20 protein-coding genes and 2 tRNA genes are annotated in these 17,903 nt (G+C 35.2%); 11 read left to right on the forward strand and 11 right to left on the reverse strand.

What is annotated here, in order from left to right; all coding sequences use genetic code 11:
- Positions 1-9: 9 nt before the first annotated feature.
- Positions 10-744, reverse strand: a complete 735-nt coding sequence (locus WC707_04605) for an RNA methyltransferase (GenBank protein ID MFA6066431.1) — start codon at positions 742-744, stop codon at positions 10-12.
- A gap of 98 nt (positions 745-842) precedes the next feature.
- Here WC707_04605 and WC707_04610 point away from each other — a divergent pair, with 98 nt between their 5' ends.
- From WC707_04610 to WC707_04630, 5 genes are all read left to right on the forward strand, one after another.
- Positions 843-1,514: a phospholipase D-like domain-containing protein gene (locus tag WC707_04610; GenBank protein ID MFA6066432.1), complete on the forward strand. Its 672-nt coding sequence runs from the start codon at positions 843-845 to the stop codon at positions 1,512-1,514.
- Between the two features lie 160 nt (positions 1,515-1,674).
- The gene (locus tag WC707_04615) at positions 1,675-2,211 is read left to right on the forward strand and encodes a hypothetical protein (GenBank protein MFA6066433.1); all 537 of its coding nucleotides are present in this window, start codon (positions 1,675-1,677) and stop codon (positions 2,209-2,211) included.
- A gap of 13 nt (positions 2,212-2,224) precedes the next feature.
- Positions 2,225-2,851 (forward strand): hypothetical protein, encoded by a 627-nt coding sequence (locus tag WC707_04620; protein MFA6066434.1) that lies wholly within the window; start codon positions 2,225-2,227, stop codon positions 2,849-2,851.
- A gap of 92 nt (positions 2,852-2,943) precedes the next feature.
- Positions 2,944-3,852 (forward strand): hypothetical protein, encoded by a 909-nt coding sequence (locus WC707_04625; protein MFA6066435.1) that lies wholly within the window; start codon positions 2,944-2,946, stop codon positions 3,850-3,852.
- Positions 3,853-3,905: 53 nt separating this feature from the next.
- Positions 3,906-4,742, forward strand: coding sequence for a hypothetical protein (locus tag WC707_04630; protein ID MFA6066436.1), 837 nt, complete (start codon positions 3,906-3,908; stop codon positions 4,740-4,742).
- Here WC707_04630 and WC707_04635 read toward each other — a convergent pair.
- Positions 4,702-5,649: an RluA family pseudouridine synthase gene (locus WC707_04635; protein MFA6066437.1), complete on the reverse strand. Its 948-nt coding sequence runs from the start codon at positions 5,647-5,649 to the stop codon at positions 4,702-4,704. The genes WC707_04630 and WC707_04635 overlap by 41 nt on opposite strands.
- A 144-nt stretch (positions 5,650-5,793) precedes the next feature.
- Here WC707_04635 and mgtE point away from each other — a divergent pair, with 144 nt between their 5' ends.
- The 3 genes from mgtE (at position 5,794) to WC707_04650 (ending at position 7,440) form a co-directional block, all read left to right on the forward strand.
- Positions 5,794-7,149 (forward strand): magnesium transporter, encoded by a 1,356-nt coding sequence (mgtE, locus tag WC707_04640; GenBank protein MFA6066438.1) that lies wholly within the window; start codon positions 5,794-5,796, stop codon positions 7,147-7,149.
- 58 nt (positions 7,150-7,207) lie between these two features.
- Positions 7,208-7,283 (forward strand) — tRNA-Lys (locus WC707_04645).
- Between the two features lie 79 nt (positions 7,284-7,362).
- Positions 7,363-7,440, forward strand: a tRNA-Glu gene (locus WC707_04650).
- On the opposite strand, the gene WC707_04655 is transcribed toward WC707_04650, so the two are convergent.
- On the reverse strand, positions 7,429-8,889 hold the full coding sequence (locus WC707_04655) for a recombinase family protein (GenBank protein MFA6066439.1): 1,461 nt from the start codon (positions 8,887-8,889) through the stop codon (positions 7,429-7,431). The genes WC707_04650 and WC707_04655 overlap by 12 nt on opposite strands.
- A gap of 54 nt (positions 8,890-8,943) precedes the next feature.
- A complete protein-coding gene (locus WC707_04660; protein ID MFA6066440.1) occupies positions 8,944-9,126 on the reverse strand; it encodes a hypothetical protein in 183 nt (60 codons plus the stop codon).
- A 166-nt stretch (positions 9,127-9,292) separates the two neighbouring features.
- Between WC707_04660 and WC707_04665 the strand changes: the two genes are divergently transcribed.
- The gene (locus WC707_04665; protein ID MFA6066441.1) at positions 9,293-9,862 is read left to right on the forward strand and encodes a hypothetical protein; all 570 of its coding nucleotides are present in this window, start codon (positions 9,293-9,295) and stop codon (positions 9,860-9,862) included.
- Between the two features lie 5 nt (positions 9,863-9,867).
- Here WC707_04665 and WC707_04670 read toward each other — a convergent pair whose 3' ends face one another.
- From WC707_04670 to WC707_04700, 7 genes are all read right to left on the reverse strand, one after another.
- A complete protein-coding gene (locus tag WC707_04670; GenBank protein ID MFA6066442.1) occupies positions 9,868-10,143 on the reverse strand; it encodes a hypothetical protein in 276 nt (91 codons plus the stop codon).
- A complete protein-coding gene (locus tag WC707_04675) occupies positions 10,130-10,381 on the reverse strand; it encodes a hypothetical protein (GenBank protein ID MFA6066443.1) in 252 nt (83 codons plus the stop codon). Before WC707_04675 ends, WC707_04670 begins: the two co-directional genes overlap by 14 nt.
- The gene (locus WC707_04680; GenBank protein ID MFA6066444.1) at positions 10,378-10,854 is read right to left on the reverse strand and encodes a hypothetical protein; all 477 of its coding nucleotides are present in this window, start codon (positions 10,852-10,854) and stop codon (positions 10,378-10,380) included. Before WC707_04680 ends, WC707_04675 begins: the two co-directional genes overlap by 4 nt.
- On the reverse strand, positions 10,851-12,092 hold the full coding sequence (locus WC707_04685; GenBank protein ID MFA6066445.1) for a toprim domain-containing protein: 1,242 nt from the start codon (positions 12,090-12,092) through the stop codon (positions 10,851-10,853). The genes WC707_04680 and WC707_04685 overlap by 4 nt, the downstream gene beginning before the upstream one ends.
- Before the next feature lie 132 nt (positions 12,093-12,224).
- On the reverse strand, positions 12,225-14,003 hold the full coding sequence (locus WC707_04690) for a hypothetical protein (GenBank protein ID MFA6066446.1): 1,779 nt from the start codon (positions 14,001-14,003) through the stop codon (positions 12,225-12,227).
- Between the two features lie 51 nt (positions 14,004-14,054).
- Positions 14,055-14,327, reverse strand: a complete 273-nt coding sequence (locus WC707_04695) for a septation protein SpoVG family protein (GenBank protein MFA6066447.1) — start codon at positions 14,325-14,327, stop codon at positions 14,055-14,057.
- Between the two features lie 223 nt (positions 14,328-14,550).
- Entirely contained in the window at positions 14,551-15,684 is a 1,134-nt protein-coding gene (locus tag WC707_04700) for a hypothetical protein (protein MFA6066448.1), read from the reverse strand.
- Positions 15,685-15,854: 170 nt separating this feature from the next.
- On the opposite strand from WC707_04700, the gene WC707_04705 reads away from it, so the two are divergent.
- Both WC707_04705 and WC707_04710 read left to right on the forward strand, forming a co-directional pair.
- The gene (locus WC707_04705) at positions 15,855-16,826 is read left to right on the forward strand and encodes a site-specific integrase (protein MFA6066449.1); all 972 of its coding nucleotides are present in this window, start codon (positions 15,855-15,857) and stop codon (positions 16,824-16,826) included.
- Between the two features lie 143 nt (positions 16,827-16,969).
- Positions 16,970-17,791 (forward strand): hypothetical protein, encoded by an 822-nt coding sequence (locus WC707_04710; protein ID MFA6066450.1) that lies wholly within the window; start codon positions 16,970-16,972, stop codon positions 17,789-17,791.
- Positions 17,792-17,903 lie beyond the last annotated feature (112 nt).

A 17,903-nucleotide genomic window follows, 5' to 3' on the forward strand; every position in this document is an offset into this window, starting at 1 on the left:
CCAAATGTATTAAATTTTCTTAATATGTGAACCAATTAAAAAGAGTAAAATCCCTGCGGCAACAGAAGCATTATAAGAAATATCTTTTCTGCGTTGCGGAAGCATAACTTGCTGCCCAAGAGATAATATTTCTGAAGAAATACCGGTAGCTTCATTGCCAATTACGATACATAGTGGCTTTTGATAAGGCATCGCCACTGCATTTTCTCCGCCTAGGGTTGCCAAATAGAGTCCATAGCCAGCTTTTTTGAGCTCTTGTGCTGCAAAAATCGCGGATGGAGCTTCGTAGATATCAACGTGTTCAGAAAGGCCTGCGGCTGCTTTATATGTTGAAGCATTCAGTGGAGCGCTATTTTTTTTGACAAGAATAACTCCGTCGACACCGGCACAATAAGCTGATCGCAAAATTGCACCCAAATTGCGCGTATCCTGGACGCCATCGATCATTAAAAGAAAGGGGTGCTTTGTCGCATCAAAAAACTTTTTTCTAATAGGTAAAAGCCCTGCATAGGCGACAACACCTTGATGATCAACCGTTTGAGCCATACGGGCTAATGCATCGCGCGGTACATAGTTAACTTGAACATTTTTTGGTAATAATCGTTCAATCATGCTCCAAGACTTAGGGACAGGTTTTGTGGTGTAAATAGCATGCAATTGACGCTTTTTTGCTGTTAAGAGTTCAATGACAGGATGAATGCCAAAAATGATTTCTTGTATTTTTTGAGGAGTCTTTTTATTCATAGTAACTACGTAAATTTCTTGTTAAAAATAGATCGATCAGTAATATATACTAGTATATCTCTTTTTTTTAGTTTTGTATTTTGAATAGTTAGGCATATATGATTTTTTTCAAAAAACAGCATAACGCTTTTTTATACAGTGCATTAATATTATTGAGCACTGCAGGTTTTTTTGCTTTGGGTAGAAGCCTGAGAGCTTTACAACCATTAAAAGAGCTCTTTCATGCTGGGGAATATGCCAGAAAAACGCTGATACGCGATAATAAAATAAAAAAAGTGCTCTTCTCTCCTGATAATCCTGTTAAAAAAACACTACTGGGCTTAATACAAGAAGAACAAGAGTCTATCAGGATAGCCGCATTTTCTTTAACCGATATAGATATTGCCGCGGCACTTATTAAAGCTCATGAACAAGGCATTCTTGTTGAAATCGTCGTTGATGGACAGCAGTCACGATCAACGTATAGTAAAGTGCCTGTTTTATTCAAGCGCGGAATTCCTATTTTTAGCTATGAACCGCTCGCTGGCAGTAAAGAAACCAAAGAATGGACGTCATTAATGCACAATAAATTTATTATATTCGGCAAATCCCTGTTAAATAAAGCAGTATTATGGACCGGTTCATTTAATTTTACCCGTACGGCATCTCTGCATAATCAAGAAAATGTCATAATCGATGACGATCAAGAAGTATCCTGCGCTTATATGAATCATTTTGAAGTGCTAAAAAGAAGATGTCATCGCGTAAGCTCTCCATCTGCCTACGCGTAACAGCTTCACTACTACATAATTTCTTCTCAATAGTAACAAGGTTATTTCTGTTTCTTAAAAAAATCAATGATAATATTTTTTTAAGAATATATTGCAATTATAAAATAAAAAAATATATAGTAATTAAAGAGTACCTATATAGTTCTTAACGAGGGTTGCTATGAAAGAAATAATAAGAAAAATATTTTTAACTTTATTCTGCCTTGCTTTTTCTGGGCATATTTATGCAAATAAGCTTGACGATTTAAATAACACACTGGAAGGTTTTAAAAGAAAAATCGCTACCGAAATCCCTGCTATTATTACACAGTTAACGCAAGCTCAAACCACAATCTCAAGCATTTTAAATCAAATACACAGTAAAGAGGGCGAGCTAGTAGCAGCTCAAAAAAAAATTGATGAGTCAAAAAGCCTTATTTTAACAACAAAAACTGATGTGCAACATCAACAAATCATACCTTCACTCATTACAGATCCACTTATCACCTCACTTGACCTTCAGCAACAAATGGTTGATGAACTTAAACAGACCATAGCCGATGCCAAGCATGCAGTTAACATCATTACTCAAGATGCCAATACCGCTATAAGAAACATTGGAGCAACAAAAGCTGACATTACTAACTTGGCAACATACCTAAGAACACTTATAGAAAAAGGGCAAGATCTTATCAGAAAATTAAGTTTTAAAATATGATATGGAGATTATTATGAAACATTTACAACATATACTTATCATAGTCAGTATAATTAATATTTGTCATATAACACATACATATGATCTCATGGACGCATCGAAAAAAATTAATGATGGTAGCTCTCAACTACAAAGTAATAAAAATGATATGCTCTCCCTCAAAACAGGTATAGCAACCGCTCAATCATCCATTACTGATTACACTAAAAACATACAAGATTTTCTTGCTCAAGAAAGACAGCAGATGTCAACCGTTAAAGATCTAAGTATAAAGGTTCATGACTTTTTAATTAATTTTAACACCATGGGTCAATCATTTAAGAAAAAAGTTGACGATGTGCCTGTTGTTGGAAAAATAGCATCATTCTTTCACATTGATGAGGTAGCAGAATCTTTGGGAAATGATATTGGCAATATTGTTATTAATCATGTGAGACCCGTTGAAATGACCTTAAAAAGCGCTAGTGGAACATTACAATCAATTGACAAGTTGTTAACCGATGGACTTACCAATATTGGTATCATTAATGGACATCTTAATAAGGTAAATTCACTTCTTGATCAGATAACTCAAGAGCAAGATAAAACATTACTAGCTATGAAAAACGTCTCAAAATACCTTCAAGACATGTCAAAATAAAAAATATAAAAATATTGCTATTAGTAAATAATTAGTGTTAGAATAGTAATAGACAAGAGTAATTATATTAAACGCAAAATAGGGGTATTGTTATGAAAAAAACAACATTTTACAAAGCTATCGGCATAGCTATGGGTTTATGCAGTGGATTTAATGCTATTGCCGGCTTTGCAAGCGTCAATAAAGCAATAGAAGAAATAAAACAACAATCGCTAGCAGCATCACAAGCGCCAGAAGCGTCACGTTTACAGCCTAATATCTTTTTGAGACCAAGAGGGTATTATGATCAAGTGATTCCACAACAGCCAAAACAACTAGACGTTAATTTTGAAGGAATTATCAATACAGCTAAAGACTTCATTACAAATTATTCACATAATGCATCTTTAGAAGCCGGCATACAAACAGCATTAGAACACATCCCTTATAGAGCATTGGGTATAACTGTTGATGAAGTTAATCAAATCAAAAATGGTCTTATCCCAGCATCCATTAAAAATAAAGTTAATGAGAATATACATGAAGCTATCTTATTATTTAACAAAATTCAGCCACAGTTAAAAAATCTCCCAATAGCTATAGCGCTTATGGAGTCTTACTTAACTCAAGCAGTAAGCAAAGAGCATCTTACTCAAGAAGTGTTAAATGCACTTAATAAAGTAAGAGATTTTGCCTTAAAAAATAATGATTTGCTTATGAAGTTTGGTAATAAATTAGCAGATATACTTGAAAAAAATCAAAACTTCTTATTAAAGAATTTAAATATTGATAAAATCAATACTTCAAGCATTAATGATATTATTAATCGTCTCAATGAATTAGCAAATATTATTAAACCTGATATTGAAAAACTTATTAATGATTTAAATCAAGCTGATAAAAACCAAATAAATGATTTATTAAATACATTTAAGAGTATTAAGTTTGACAAAATTAAGGTTAAAGAAATAGAGGCCGATATTGTTGAATTTCTTAAAAAAACTATGCCTGGAATAGTATAAGACAATAATTAAGAGGGGGCATGCCCCCTCTCTTAATTAACAGGTAAGATATTATGAAAAAAAGAATGCTTATTGTACTGCTTGGATGCGCACATACGATAACCATAAAAAGCGCAGAAAAACAATTTTCTGCAACAAAACTTGACATTGTAGCAATCCTCAAGGGCGTGCAAGATTTTGTACAAAATTATTCGATCCCGCCATCTCTCGTATCAGCTCAGTGGAATATCATTAGACCAAAAGTAAATTATCAAAGCGCACCGATCATATCAATACAAATGGCCTTAATACAAATCCCCTATAGAATTTTTGGCATTACTGCAGCAGAAGTCAACCAATTTACACAAGGCGGCATCCCTGCAGGAATAGGAACAAAAATTCATAATAATTCAGCCGCCGCATTTGAATTATTAAAAAAACTTCCTGTAATTTTTGAAGACTTACCCAATTTTATTTTAGACGTATGTAGATATATGAAACTTGCAATAAATCCAAAAAACATGCCGCCAGAACTACGAACTGCAGTTGATACTATAGAAGAAACCACAAAAGCTAAAAGAAACTTTATCAGCGATTTTGGCCTTAAATTTGCTGCCGTTATGCAAGATTTGAAAATTGCACTTATTCTACAAAACTTATCAGCATATAAACAGACAGTGAGCATAACGGATCGACATATTATGTATGAACTTTCTCAGGCATCAAATAAAATAAAACCCGAGTTTGAGTCGCTCACCAGTACGCTCGGCTCAGTTGAACCAGACTTTATTGATACTGTCTTTGATGCTTTAAAAAAAATTAATTACAAGAAATTAAACTACCAAGCCATAGAGCAAGACATTCAAGCCTTTAATATCGAAAGCCGTCAACTGTTTGCACATGCGCAATAAGACGCTCTATATCAACAGGAATTGGCGCTGTAAAACTAAATTCTTGATTATCAAAAGTAAATGCCACAGAAGATGCATGCAGAGCTTGTCGCGCTATAAAATCTGACTTTTTTCCATAAATAACATCGCCTACAATTGGATGACCAATCGCAGCCATATGCACGCGAATTTGGTGAGTTCTTCCTGTTACCGGCGCTGCTGAAACAAGGGAATGATGGGGAAAGCTCTTCATAACGCAAAAATTGGTAACCGCTGGACGTCCAGCGCCAGAAAGATGGGTCATTCTATAGGGCTTTGCTAAATCTCTTGTCACAGAGAATGATATGGTGCCAACGCCTTGAGCTAATACGCCTTCTACGACAGCTATATACGTTTTTTTAATCTTTCTTTCGCCAAATTGCTCAACAAAATAGTCATAGGCTTCTTGAGTTTTGGCAATAATCATAATGCCAGAAGTTTCTTTATCAAGCCTATGAACAATACCAGGGCGCCCCGAAGAGCCAATAGTCGCTTTGTCAGGATAGCGACGCATAAACCAATCTGCGACAGTGAAAGTATACTTATCAGTTGCCGTTGCATGCACCATGATTCCTGCAGGCTTGTTAATAATAACAAATTGTTCATGTTCATATATGACAGGAATAGCAATTTCTTGTGTATCTTTTTTTTGCTTGTCCACGAGCAAAGAAGAAAAATCAATTGTACAAAAATCACCAACTTTTAAAATATAACTTGGCTTTGTATATTTACTATTAATAGTGATACGATGATGTGTAATAAGATTTTTAAAAATATTTCTTGCGAGGGTTGGAAAATTTTTATGCAAAAAAACATCAAGTCTTACCCCAGAATCTGAGGACTGAATAACAAAATCTACGATTAATTTTTCCGGGGGGAGCTGATCCACAAAGGCCTCCAATAAAATAAAATTGAATAAGCGGCATTTCTTTGTTTAAGCATAAGACGGCTGCATTTAAAGTCAAATGGACAATACTATACGAATAGTCTATGATGAATAAGAATGACTATTTACAGACATGCGGGGTAAGGGATGGCACTACAAAAAATTTTCGAACAAATTCGAAATAATATAGATGCAGTTATTAACAAAGAATCAACAATAGGATTAGCCCTCTGGCATGAACTTTTAAAGCAACATCCTGCTGACATAGCTCAATTATTTTCATATCTTAATGAAGATGATGCGCAACAACTTTTTTTACATTTTCCCGAACACTTACAATGCTCTGTTTTTATAGAATTTTCTAACATTCAAAAAACTTTTTGCCTAGCCTTTCTTAATGATACAACTAAGCGCGACCTGCTCAACAGTCTTCCCATCGATGAATTAACGGATTTTTTTGATGACCTCTCTAATCAAGAGCTCAAAGAATATCTTAAATTATTACATAAAAATGATAGAGAAAAAGTCCTATCATTATTGCAGTTCAATCCGGAGTCTGCCGGCGGCATCATGGATATGAACGTACTCTCGCTTATGCAAGATTTTACCGTTGAAAAAAGCATCCAAATTCTGCAGCGGCTACAACCAAACAGAGATTTGCACCAACAAATTTATATCACCAATGAAGAGAATCAACTCACTGGACATATTCGGCTCGAAGATCTTGTTTTAAAAAGCCCTCAAGTACGCCTCGCATCCATTTTACGTCCAAATGAGCTTGTCATTCATGTTGACCAAGACAGAGAAGAAATAGCTCAACAGATGATACACTATAATTTAATGATAGTGCCTGTAACAAATCATGAAAATATTTTTTTAGGAGTGATTTCTAGCGACACGCTTGTTGAAGTGATAGAACAGGAGGCCAGCGAAGATATCTACCGAATGGCTGCCCTGTCACCCATTAAAAACACCTACTTCGAAACACCATTTTTTAAACTATTGTATCAACGCGGATCTATTTTATTAATTCTTTTAGTCCTGCAATCATTTTCTAGTCTTATCCTTCAAAAATTTCAAGCAACCCTCTGTGGTTTTTTAATGTTTTATATCACCACACTGATTAGTACCGGCGGCAACACCAGTAGTCAAACATCAGCCCTTGCAATCCAAGGCATGGCAACAGGGGAAATTAATGATGCTAATAGATGGCGATTTATAGGTCGCGAATTTTTAATGTCATTATTGATTGCCACCCTTCTGAGTGTTTTTTCTTTTATACGTATTTATGCAACACACCACCAATTATGGGGCAGTTTAACCGTAAGTCTTTCCCTTGGTATTATTATTATTGTTTCAGTATTATTGGGAAGCTGCATGCCGTTATTATTAAAAAAATTAAACCTAGACCCTGCCCACTCAGCAGGCCCATTACTCGCAACCCTCATGGATATTATCGGTTTACTCATTTATTGTGGTATCAGTTATTATATTTTCGCGTAATTAAGCTGTTTTTCTTGACAAAATGACAAGAGATTTATATCTTTAATACATATTTTGAGAGCCGCTAGCTCAGGTGGTAGAGCAACAGCCTTTTAAGCTGTGGGTCGTTGGTTCGAATCCAACGCGGCTCACCAGACGTAGTTTACCGATCATAAATGCGCGGACAAACGAAAACTGGCGAATCAAATTACCACTCTTTCTATGAAATTACACGTCCCTATCGTCTAGCCTGGTCTAGGACATCGCCCTTTCACGGCGGAAACAGGGGTTCGAATCCCCTTAGGGACGCCAAAGTTGACTAACTGAATAAGTCAGTAACAAGTCAAACGGTTTATGAGCGTCGTACAGCACATTCTCGCCCTCAATCCTGAGGTTCTGAAGTACCAGTTTTATCAACTGCCGTTTTTCTTCAACTTCAGAACTTATAAACAAATCATAGGCTTTATTGCTTATATCTAACAAGTACCTAGCTGTTACATAATAATTATCTTCTGCTTCTTGCAACTGAGCCAAGCGATCATTGGTATCATTCATCTGATCACGCAAATTCAGATAAAATCTGTCATAGTGTTCATCAGTTATGCGGCCTTTTAATTTATCGAGATAGAGTCTGTCCATCATAGTGGTCAGCTCTTTTTGCTTTTTAGTAAGTTCGTCAAAATGTTTATTATGAAACTCTATTTTATCTTGATGGACTTCATTGAGTGTGCCAATTATCAATTGCATAATATTGTCAGGAAGCTGCAATTTCTTAAAAACTTGTCCCAGCTGCTCAGTAATTTCTTCTTCGCGAAACCATTTCGCATCATGCTTGCCATTATACTGTGTGCAATGATAGTAGACATGTCCCTTCTGCCTTTCAGGCGTTATAGATAAGCCACAATCACCACAGCGCAATAAGCCGCGATACATATATGGTAAGCCGGCATATTTAAATTTTTTCTTATTGAAACCGCCTTTAACTGCTTGAACTTGATCAAAAAGAGTCTTGGTAATAAGTGGCGGATATTTATGCGGATACATCTTGCTCTTAACCACCATCATTCCATAGTAAAAATGGTTATTAAGAAGTTTATCGATATAACCCTTTGACCAAGTCACACCATAATCATCTTTAAGCTTTTCAAGAAGCAGTTTCATTGAATAGGCACTGGTCGCGTATAATTCAAAAGCCTTGGTGATAATATATGACAAGTGCTCATCGACAATAATATCTTTCTTCTCATCCGGAAGCCTAATATTTTTGTAGCCAAAAGGAGCTTTACTGGTCCACTCGCCCCTACGCAACTTTTGCTCATTAGCGCGTTTTACGTTATCACTTATTGCATCAGAATAATATTTTGCAAGACCAAGGCTGATACTAAATTGAAATTTCTGTGTAGCGGAAATCTGACTGTTAATAATTTGTCCATCTGATATAAAGTGCAACTCAACTTCGTCCCTTAAGGCCTTCTCATAAAGAGCAGAAACTCTTACATCAAATATATTGCCCCTGGTGAGTCGATCCACTTTATCAAAACAAATAACTACTTTTTCTTTTTGCTTAAGAACAAAATCGATGATACCGTCGAACTCATCTCGCTGGTCTGTATATGCGCTTTCATCAAAGCTACAGCTTTTAATGATATTGAAATGTTTATTTTGACAGTACTTTTCAAGACGAGCTACCTGAGCTGGTAGGGACAAGCCCGCTTCTTTTTGTTCTTCAGTGCTGACACGAGCTATGATAACTGCATTCATGTTTTTTGATACTTCTTCGTATTAAAGTCTATAATTAGCTTTAAAATTGATTATTTACTCTTTTGAGCCAACTTCTTTTTCATATAGCAAACGTATACCTTCGCATAGAAGAGTAGACCTATCCGTCTTATTTCGATCTCTAATACGTTTAATAAAAACTTCGTCTAATAGTAGTTCATCATCCTCTGACATATAAACGGTAGTTTTTGCCTTTTTAGGCATTTGTAAATCTTGCATAGATTAATCCCCCAAATATTTGATCTTTTATACGACATAAACAGAATATCATTTTTAAAAATGACGTCAAATCGCTATGATTTTAAATATATTTGACAACTTGACGCTATTTCATATTTATTGTATTATGATAGATAAATTAAATACCCCAAGAGATAAACTAAATATGGATGAAAATAATAAATCACTTTTCATTGAAAAAATAAGCGAACCAGTACAAGCTGGAATCATATTGTCAGTTGCATGGCTAATAGTAGCTTCGTTCATCTATTTTGATCAATTAACCAATTATCCCTCTTCGTACAATGAACGCCTAGATCTTCGTATCAACGATTATTTTAAATGGGATGATGATATTGAACGCAAAGATGAAGCTCTTGAATATGCTAAAGCTCATGGCGATGGAGCTAAAGCACAAGTGCTATTAGATATTGGGTTTAGATTCCTAAAACCGGCCTTCAGTGCTCTTGGATACCATGCTCTTATAGTATTACCCATTCTTATGGGATGGCTAATGGCCTACATTATCGCACGGAGACGTAAATATCTTTTTATAAGTATTTCCGCCTGTTTACTTTTTTTAGCGCTCAGCAATCTCATGCGACTTGCCAAAATTTATCTTCTTTTATGTATATGTATTTTTATCTTTTGGCTTCTTATAAAAGCAGCTATTTATGAATTGTCTTACATATTTTATAAAGCAAAAGAAGATGCCAAAAATAAAGATAATTCGTAAGATTACTACTGATCGACATAACTATTTTTGCTAATATATTTAAGCGCCTCAACAATAGGAATTCTTTTCATGAGCGCGGCTCTTTCTGCATTTATATCACAAAGCGCTTGGCACATTTCAAGTACATTTAACCATTTATCACTTTTCTTAGCCCATGCCTTAAGTTGTTCATAAGAAATATCCATCTTGAGGCAAATTTCGGATAAAGAATAGGTATCATGCTCACGACATGCCATAAGCAATTTTGAAAAGTTTTGTTGTTTTCTATCAGCCCTTTTCATTAATCAACCCATTTAAAGATAAGAGCGATGTTCGTGTTGAATTAATGAACTGTCGCCTCTCACTTCTTTCCATACAGGCTATTTCTGAATAATAACCATGTTTTAATGGTCGCCCTTGGTGGTAATAACATCGTCCATTTTTAAGCGCTATGTGTCGACAGGGATGCACTCTTGAAGAATTCTTTTTAGGTTGAGCACCACACTTGGGTAACCTTGAAAAGTCCATTTTGAATCTCATGTCTTCCCCTTCTCTTTTTCTTTAACCCCTGGCTGAATTAACGTATTAAGAATAGCATCTCCATCAGAGTGAATGTTATAGTTAACGTTAATAGTCTGACTTTTGCCGCGATATTGTTGAAGCATATTAAGTGCTTGATGACTCAAGCGCACCATCATCATCGCTTGTCCCATAATATTATAATTATCTTGTGCCATGGTCTCAATGCCTTTTAAGTGCAAAGAAACAAACTGGGCTGCTAATATTGTTTCAACGGTATCTTGTGGTTTAATGCCACGCATGAGACTTACTACGGCATCAAGATCATCGTCACTCCAAGCATTTTCCTTAGGCCAATGACTTGATGAGTTATAAGATAAAAGCATAGCCCGCTTAACAAGCAATCTTGCAGCATTTTCATTATCACAATTCATTGCTTCAATAAGAAGAGAAATTTGGTTTGGCGATGCCACCTTTTTTAATTTTTTTGTCATAGATTTCCCGTTATTTTATTTTCTTGTTCCACTAAATGTTTCATTAATCTCAAGCCACTCTGGAGCTCCCCTGTTTTAGCTCGAGGTGAATCTGGCCCCATATTTATTTCTTGCTCAAGCTTGTTATAAGCAAATCTCGATATTGTTCGCTCACTAATATAATGTAGAGCCCAGTTAACTAATGCCTGATCTTCTTCATTCCATGATTTTCTTACCAAGTTTAAATCATATTGCATTTGCATTGATACCTTTGAAATAATCCATGTTTTAATATCAAAACCCTGTTCTATAGCCTCACCAATATCTTTGCCAATTGGAGTTGGATAAGCTATTGCATGTGCATATAATGATTGCCACTTATTCAACATATTTTTGCCGGCGTCATCATTGTCATAGCAAATAAACAAATGGGGTTTCTGCTTTGCTAAATAGTCAGCTAATATATCAGGATTTTTCATACTGCTACCAACGGCTAGTGCAAATCCAAAATCATTTATAATATTTTGAAGAGCAATAGCATCTAACTCTGATTCAACTACAACCATTACGTTGCGATTATTTGTTTCCCCGTTAATATACATCCCATCTGTGCTGCCAGAGATTATTACATATTTTTTTTCATCGCCTTCTTTCCATTCGGAACGTCTTACTTTTAAGCCAACAACTTTGTTTTTTTTAAATGTTGGTATGAGAATGCCTTTTGGTAGCCATACCTTGTCCTTCTCAACTTCCCAATGAGCACCATCTTGCCATAAGTCTTCCGATATCCATCCAAGCTTATTTTTTTTTACCGCTTCTAATGATATGCCTCGTTTGGCAAGATAAGCCAAAGCGTCATGCCGTTTTAAAATTTCCGAATAAGAACATTCAACAAGTGCTGTAGCATTATTAATCCATGTTTCATTTGGTTGTCTTGGGATAGCCGAAGAAATCAATTTTGCCTTATCTAAAGAAAATGAAAATGATTCACGCTTGGGTATGGTGATTCCAATACGTTTTAATGCCTCGTTAAATTCTTGACCAAGAATATCCCTACAAAATTGAATAGTATCGCCACTAATTTCACATTGTCGACAAGCATAATAACCAATACAATTTTTCTGTTGTCTATTTGGTTGCATAAAGAATCTATCTGTCCCACCGCATTTAGGGCATGACGATTTATATTCCCCGCCTTGAGTTCCGGCTACCCACTGAGGATTGATACCCGCTTCTTTTGCCAATTCAAGCAAATCCATAAAAATATCCTTTTAGTTGGTGGATGTAGTGGATATGGTGGATTTGGATAAGCTCACTCGAAAAATTTACACAATTTAAAATTTTTTCGACAAACAAAAACAAACCCACTATATCCACCATATCCACGAGCTCTATTTATTAATTTTTCTTACACGCCACAAAAAAGTACCTTGATTTTTTTCCATTTGTTCAAGGCGAAAACCGTTTTCAATGCGATTTTTAAAGGAAGCGAATTTTTTAGCCAAAATACGTGAGTTTATTTCTTCTTTGCGATCAGGTGCAAGTTCACAAAGCACATCTTTAAGTTCTTTGCTTGTTTCATCCATAGATGTAAGAGCATGACAAGCTAACTCTTTTACTTTAATCGATTGCTCATTAAAAATTTCATACCAGCTAGAGAAGAGGATTTCCAATGTGTTGCGTATTGGATCTGCATCTTCAATTTCCTTACGGCTTTCGCATGGATCAGCTAAGCCAATCCAAATAACTGCAGAACGGACCCAGTTGCTCCATGCCTCAAATCTACCAAATGGAGAAACATCAATTTTAGGTAAACCTGCAACATGATAAGCTCTAAGAATAATAAGAGCGGCTCTTACTAGTGCTGCTCTATGTGTAGGTATATGTAAATAAAGATTTTCTCTAAAGGATCGTTCTTCTGGCCGTTCAACCTGTGGATCAATTTTACATAACAATGTTCGAGTAGAAATATCTCCCATAAACGTTAAATTATTGCCTGTAGCAAGAAAAGTTGCATTTGTTAAGACAGTTCTCGTTTCATTGCCACCAAGAAGGCGATCTTTGTATTCCCGCTGGGTTAATATTGCACATAATGAGGCGCTTCCAAAAGGCCTTTCCACATTGTCATAACAAACAATTGGGTCACCCTCCATTAAAATTGCCATAATGCGTTTTTTCTCCTCTGCTTCACTATCAGCTTGCGCAATGACACTATTTGGTTTACCTGTGGTAATAAGAGCAGCCACATCAGCCAAGAGACTTTTACCGCTAGCCATCTTGGGAGCCGTAAAGCCAAATAATGGAGCCGTTGGTATAGATTTGCGTATTAATGCAGTAAGTATTGCGGTTATCGATACCGATTTACTTACTTCATCTTCAAATGGAAAATCTTTAATCAGATTTAAAAGTAGATCCTTTGCAACTAAGGCATCTTCATATGTTGGATATTCGGGTATTTTTTCAAAATCGCAGTCACCTGGTATAAATAACATGCCAGAATTTTCATCGTATCCAGGATTATCGAGAATGCTTCCATCTTCTCGCAAAGTAGGAGTATTAATAATCCCTACAAGGATCGGCAATTTCCATTCTTGTTTGGCCAGAAGACAACGTGCTATTTTTTCTGGGCAGTCAATTTTTCTTGTATCATCCTTTGTACCAAGTCTTACAAAATTACCCAATTCTGTTAAAAGTAACGTAAGGTGGACCTGATCAATTTCTTTGATAATTGCCGTATCTCTTGCCCGTCGCTTAATAGGAGCTGATTTTTCTTGTGGAATAAAAGATACATTGGCTACGCGTACCAACTTTCCAGCGCGCTGATAAATATTCTTTTCACGATGTCTTATGAGAAGATCTTCAACAGCGTTAACAGCTTCATGCAATTTTGCCGGTTCAATGCAAATAGTAGCTTCAAGCTTTTTTCCATGTAGAAGTAAATTGCGGCCTATTTGCTGAAGTTCGAGTATCTGTGAGGCAATTTCAGGATCATCATCAATAGGGGGTATAACCTCTAAAAACTTTTCGATAGAACATTTATAGCCAAGTTGCTCCATCCTACTTAAAAGAAAATCTTCTTCTTTGATCAAATCTGCACAAGCAAGATCAAATTCTTGCGTAAGGCTTTTTTTATTTTGATCATTGGGCTTGTCTGTGCTAATATTATCCATATTAGTTCTCCAAAATGTATACACCATCGACTGCATCGATGGTTTTTGCTTTTAATTACTTAATCTCACAACTTCTTTAAATTTAGTAATAATCTCCTCTTCTATTTGTGTAGCAATTTTTCGGTTTATTGGATGAAATACATGAAGACCTCCATTAGCTGTCTTCCGAGTTGGGTAAGCTAAGCGATATCCACCACTGGGGCGCGTATAGACACCTATAGACCCAAGATAAAAGCTGTCGTCAAACACAAAGCTCGCAAATGCAACAAGGCCATTAATCGGTTTGATGGGTGTTACTTCTATCTCGCTTATTCTGTTGCTCATGCGAATACCTCTTCGTTGTATTAGTCCTACGATCAATTTGAATTAATAAGGAAAAAAACATTGTAAGTCGGTTAAGCTCATCAGAAGACAGCATTACTTCCGCGTTAGAAGCTAATTGTTTTTTTGTAATGAGGTTTTGGGCAGACTGTGTTTTTTTTTCCATGTACACAGTCTATTAAAAAGAAAGTCGGCACGACTCGTGCCGAGAATTTGATAGTTATTGCTACTTGATTTGTGTAAAAATAATTCTTGGATTACAAAAAATATTGTTATCTTTTTGTTTTTGTTGAATAACTCGCCCCAACTTAAAACGTGCATTAAATGCCTTGTTAATATACTTGATTGTGTGGTCAATTAAACGCATCTGCTTGCCATCGAGTTCATATTCTTTTTCACCTTTAATACAAGTGTATGCATTCTGATAAGAGATAGTTTTTTTATTTAACAATTGACTTGCTAATTTCTCCGCATGGCTATATTTACCAAAAATTAGTCCATCCTTATCATCTCCATCTTCATATAACTTGAAAATTAAATCGCCATTAACTTTTTTCCACCACAACTTTTTAATACTGGATGGCTTGTTAATACCTAAATAAGAAAAATATTGTTTTATCGCTTCCATAGTTCTTGGTACATGTTGCTTGTATTCATCTATATTAAAAAGTTGTCCATAATCTTCTAACTCAAGCAAAACAAGTTTCTCATAAAGCTCTTGCAGTTCTTTAATACTCGGATCCTTTTTTGATCTATCCAAAATAGCTGCCCTATATGCTTCACTATCTATACCTTCATAAAACGTCCTCAGTTTACGAGCGCTATTCCAATCGCTTATTTCTTGTTTTTTTTGTATTTTCCATTGCGCGCTTTCCCATTCATTAACAGATGCTTCAAAGAAAAGTTTTTGTATTTTTCCATCTTCATCAATCACAGCATATTTACCAACAAATACCCGATGAATAGCTTCTTTAGCTAAAAGGGATAAAATTTTACGCAACATACAAAAACGACCAAGGGCAAGCCCAAGACCCAATATCTCAGGATTTTCATATTGTCCTAGGGCATCAGTAATATCGGAATTTACTGATGCTCGCTTCGTTATATATTTTTTTATCTTCACGTATGCTTTATCTAAAACGATTAAAGCGTTATGCTCAAGTTTGCCCAAAAACGATAAATCCTGATCGCCTACAGTTAATATGGACTCAAGAGCGCTGTGTAAATGAGTATTACTAAAAATTGCATTTGTAAATTCATACAATAAATTAAAAAAAATCTTTAAATTAGTTACTGCAACTGTCCGATTGCAAATTGACTGCAACTTTTCCAATAATGGCTGAATTTCAGATGATACCATTTCATTACCTTTTCAAGCTTTTATTAATATTTTGCATGTTTAGTTTTTATATAGTTTAAGAAAAATAATTTTATTGGATAGTAACAAGCCATTATGATTCTTAAATGTCCAAATTTATGCTAAAATATATTGTATATAATGCTATTTATACACAACATTTCGAGTTACGCATGAACGATCCTGTCCTTCCTAAAATTATCGATAATCAAAAGCTGTATAGCTTTGATGAAGCCCAATCAACAAAAAAAGAACTCATTTGGCAAAAGTTAGCAAATACCACTGTTGAGCAGGCGATACAAGAATGGCTTGAGGCCCTGGGGCCATTAACCGCCAAGAACTATGCAAGTGGTATGAATATGTTATCTGCTGCAGGCCTCCTTAACACTCAGACAACGTTACAAGCGTTCGCCATAATCACTCATGATGCTGTTATTGATAAAATTAAAAACCTTCCCAATGCATTAGAAAGCACTAAACAAGCACGAGCGGCATGTTATATATCATTCACGCGCTTCTTAAATCGGCAAACACAAGGTCTTATCAATAAAGTTATGCCAAGCCGCGAAGGAACGACAAAAACTTTTTATCGTATTCGCGAAAAAGTTAATACTGAAGCCTTGACACGTGTTCAATGGACAGCATTTCTGCGAGAGCTCAATAAGATCAATAAGCGTGATTGTTTAATTGCGAAGATTATTTTGCAAGGTGGTAAACGAGTGAGCGAGGTACTGACCCTCAAGATTGGTCAGATAAGCGATCAGGAGAAAGAAATAACCTTTAGGCAATCAAAGACCAGAGGTTGTGAGAAAGAAACGATTATAACGTATCCTAAGTCGCTATTTAATGAACTGAAAAATTATATTGGTAATCGTGAAGGCATAGTGTTTGTTACAAAGAATAATCAGCCTGTAATGCTTAATCAGCTGGCAGTTACTTTTAAAAAGGCAGGTCTTTTAGCGGGCATAAAGAAGGTTACTCCCCATGTATTAAGAGCTTCTGCTGTTACTTATTTTAAGGACCAAGGTTGTTCTGATAGCGATATCATGAAGGTAACAGGCCACGCATCAGCTGAGATGATACATGCGTATGACAAAAGTGAACGTGCTCAAAATGCCAGCAAGAAAATCAACTTGGTGGAATAGTCGAAAAAGTTTGATTTTGGCGGACGAATCGCAATTATTATGTTATTTTCTATATAAGGATTATCAAAATAGTACGGTAGCCACACTGTTTTTATAAATTTTACAATACTGCTCTATAAAAAAATCTAATAATTAAGGACTACATGAAAAAGTTATCACTATGCCTTTTACTTATCTCATACAATATATATGCAGATTCTTGGAATGTAATTCAAGATAGAATTAATAGCGTGATGACAAAGGAATTTTTAAATAACAATCAACAAATGGAAGCTAAATATCAAAACGAGATTCTTAAGATTTTTCTGAACAAAAAATTAATGATGCAAAATGCTCATAAAATAGTACAAGAACTCAAGGTGATAACCCGACAATGGTTAATATTATCTAAAGACAATGCCAATACCACAAAAGCGTTACATAAAAAATTACTTGATGGCGTTCGTACAGGCGTTATAAAAAACTTTGATCAATTCATAAATATCGTTGAGGAATATGAGTTAAAAAAGATTACCCATATGGATAATCTTTTTGAGCAAAACAAAGATATTATTATTTTAAAGGATATAGCCAAAGCATTTTTATGGCCGTTTAGTGCAGAATCTGTAAAACGTTTAGTAAAAAACCTACATAAAATCGAACCTTTTGAAATCAATGAAGATATTTTTGATCATGATGAAAATTGCATAGATTGTGTATCAATGCCTTGTACTTATACAAGAATTTATAAGACATATAATTTATCCCGCTCAGAAGAATTTGAACGCGCAGCAAATTTATTAGAAATATTGCTTAAAGACCCTCTATTCCATGACACAATTGCTTATACAATGTCTAACCAAGAAAATTTTTGGTATAACTCGCCAGAGTATATTGAATTTTTTGAAATATATAAAAAACTAGAGCAAGAATTGAATTTCATATTAGAAGACTTTATGAGAGATATCGAAAAAATAAACGCATAGCCGTATCTATAAAAGTGATAAGGACATAGACTCACGAAATCTATGTCCTTTAAAATAAGTAAATTACGATAATAGAATTTTCATTCTGCGTGTCCAAATAAATCTTTATTTG

Source organism: Candidatus Babeliaceae bacterium, assembly GCA_041660765.1.
Lineage (GTDB): Bacteria > Babelota > Babeliae > Babelales > Babelaceae > JBAZVR01.

Excerpts from the sequence above, each read along its gene's own strand:
- WC707_04605 (MFA6066431.1), bottom strand. The coding sequence starts at position 744 with ATGAATAAAAAGACTCCTCAAAAAATACAAGAAATCATTTTTGGCATT.
- WC707_04610 (MFA6066432.1), top strand. The coding sequence starts at position 843 with ATGATTTTTTTCAAAAAACAGCATAACGCTTTTTTATACAGTGCATTA.
- WC707_04615 (MFA6066433.1), top strand. The coding sequence starts at position 1,675 with ATGAAAGAAATAATAAGAAAAATATTTTTAACTTTATTCTGCCTTGCT.
- WC707_04620 (MFA6066434.1), top strand. The coding sequence starts at position 2,225 with ATGAAACATTTACAACATATACTTATCATAGTCAGTATAATTAATATT.
- WC707_04625 (MFA6066435.1), top strand. The coding sequence starts at position 2,944 with ATGAAAAAAACAACATTTTACAAAGCTATCGGCATAGCTATGGGTTTA.
- WC707_04630 (MFA6066436.1), top strand. The coding sequence starts at position 3,906 with ATGAAAAAAAGAATGCTTATTGTACTGCTTGGATGCGCACATACGATA.
- mgtE (MFA6066438.1), top strand. The coding sequence starts at position 5,794 with ATGGCACTACAAAAAATTTTCGAACAAATTCGAAATAATATAGATGCA.
- WC707_04655 (MFA6066439.1), bottom strand. The coding sequence starts at position 8,889 with ATGAATGCAGTTATCATAGCTCGTGTCAGCACTGAAGAACAAAAAGAA.
- WC707_04660 (MFA6066440.1), bottom strand. The coding sequence starts at position 9,126 with ATGCAAGATTTACAAATGCCTAAAAAGGCAAAAACTACCGTTTATATG.
- WC707_04665 (MFA6066441.1), top strand. The coding sequence starts at position 9,293 with ATGGATGAAAATAATAAATCACTTTTCATTGAAAAAATAAGCGAACCA.
- WC707_04670 (MFA6066442.1), bottom strand. The coding sequence starts at position 10,143 with ATGAAAAGGGCTGATAGAAAACAACAAAACTTTTCAAAATTGCTTATG.
- WC707_04675 (MFA6066443.1), bottom strand. The coding sequence starts at position 10,381 with ATGAGATTCAAAATGGACTTTTCAAGGTTACCCAAGTGTGGTGCTCAA.
- WC707_04680 (MFA6066444.1), bottom strand. The coding sequence starts at position 10,854 with ATGACAAAAAAATTAAAAAAGGTGGCATCGCCAAACCAAATTTCTCTT.
- WC707_04685 (MFA6066445.1), bottom strand. The coding sequence starts at position 12,092 with ATGGATTTGCTTGAATTGGCAAAAGAAGCGGGTATCAATCCTCAGTGG.
- WC707_04690 (MFA6066446.1), bottom strand. The coding sequence starts at position 14,003 with ATGGATAATATTAGCACAGACAAGCCCAATGATCAAAATAAAAAAAGC.
- WC707_04695 (MFA6066447.1), bottom strand. The coding sequence starts at position 14,327 with ATGAGCAACAGAATAAGCGAGATAGAAGTAACACCCATCAAACCGATT.
- WC707_04700 (MFA6066448.1), bottom strand. The coding sequence starts at position 15,684 with ATGGTATCATCTGAAATTCAGCCATTATTGGAAAAGTTGCAGTCAATT.
- WC707_04705 (MFA6066449.1), top strand. The coding sequence starts at position 15,855 with ATGAACGATCCTGTCCTTCCTAAAATTATCGATAATCAAAAGCTGTAT.
- WC707_04710 (MFA6066450.1), top strand. The coding sequence starts at position 16,970 with ATGAAAAAGTTATCACTATGCCTTTTACTTATCTCATACAATATATAT.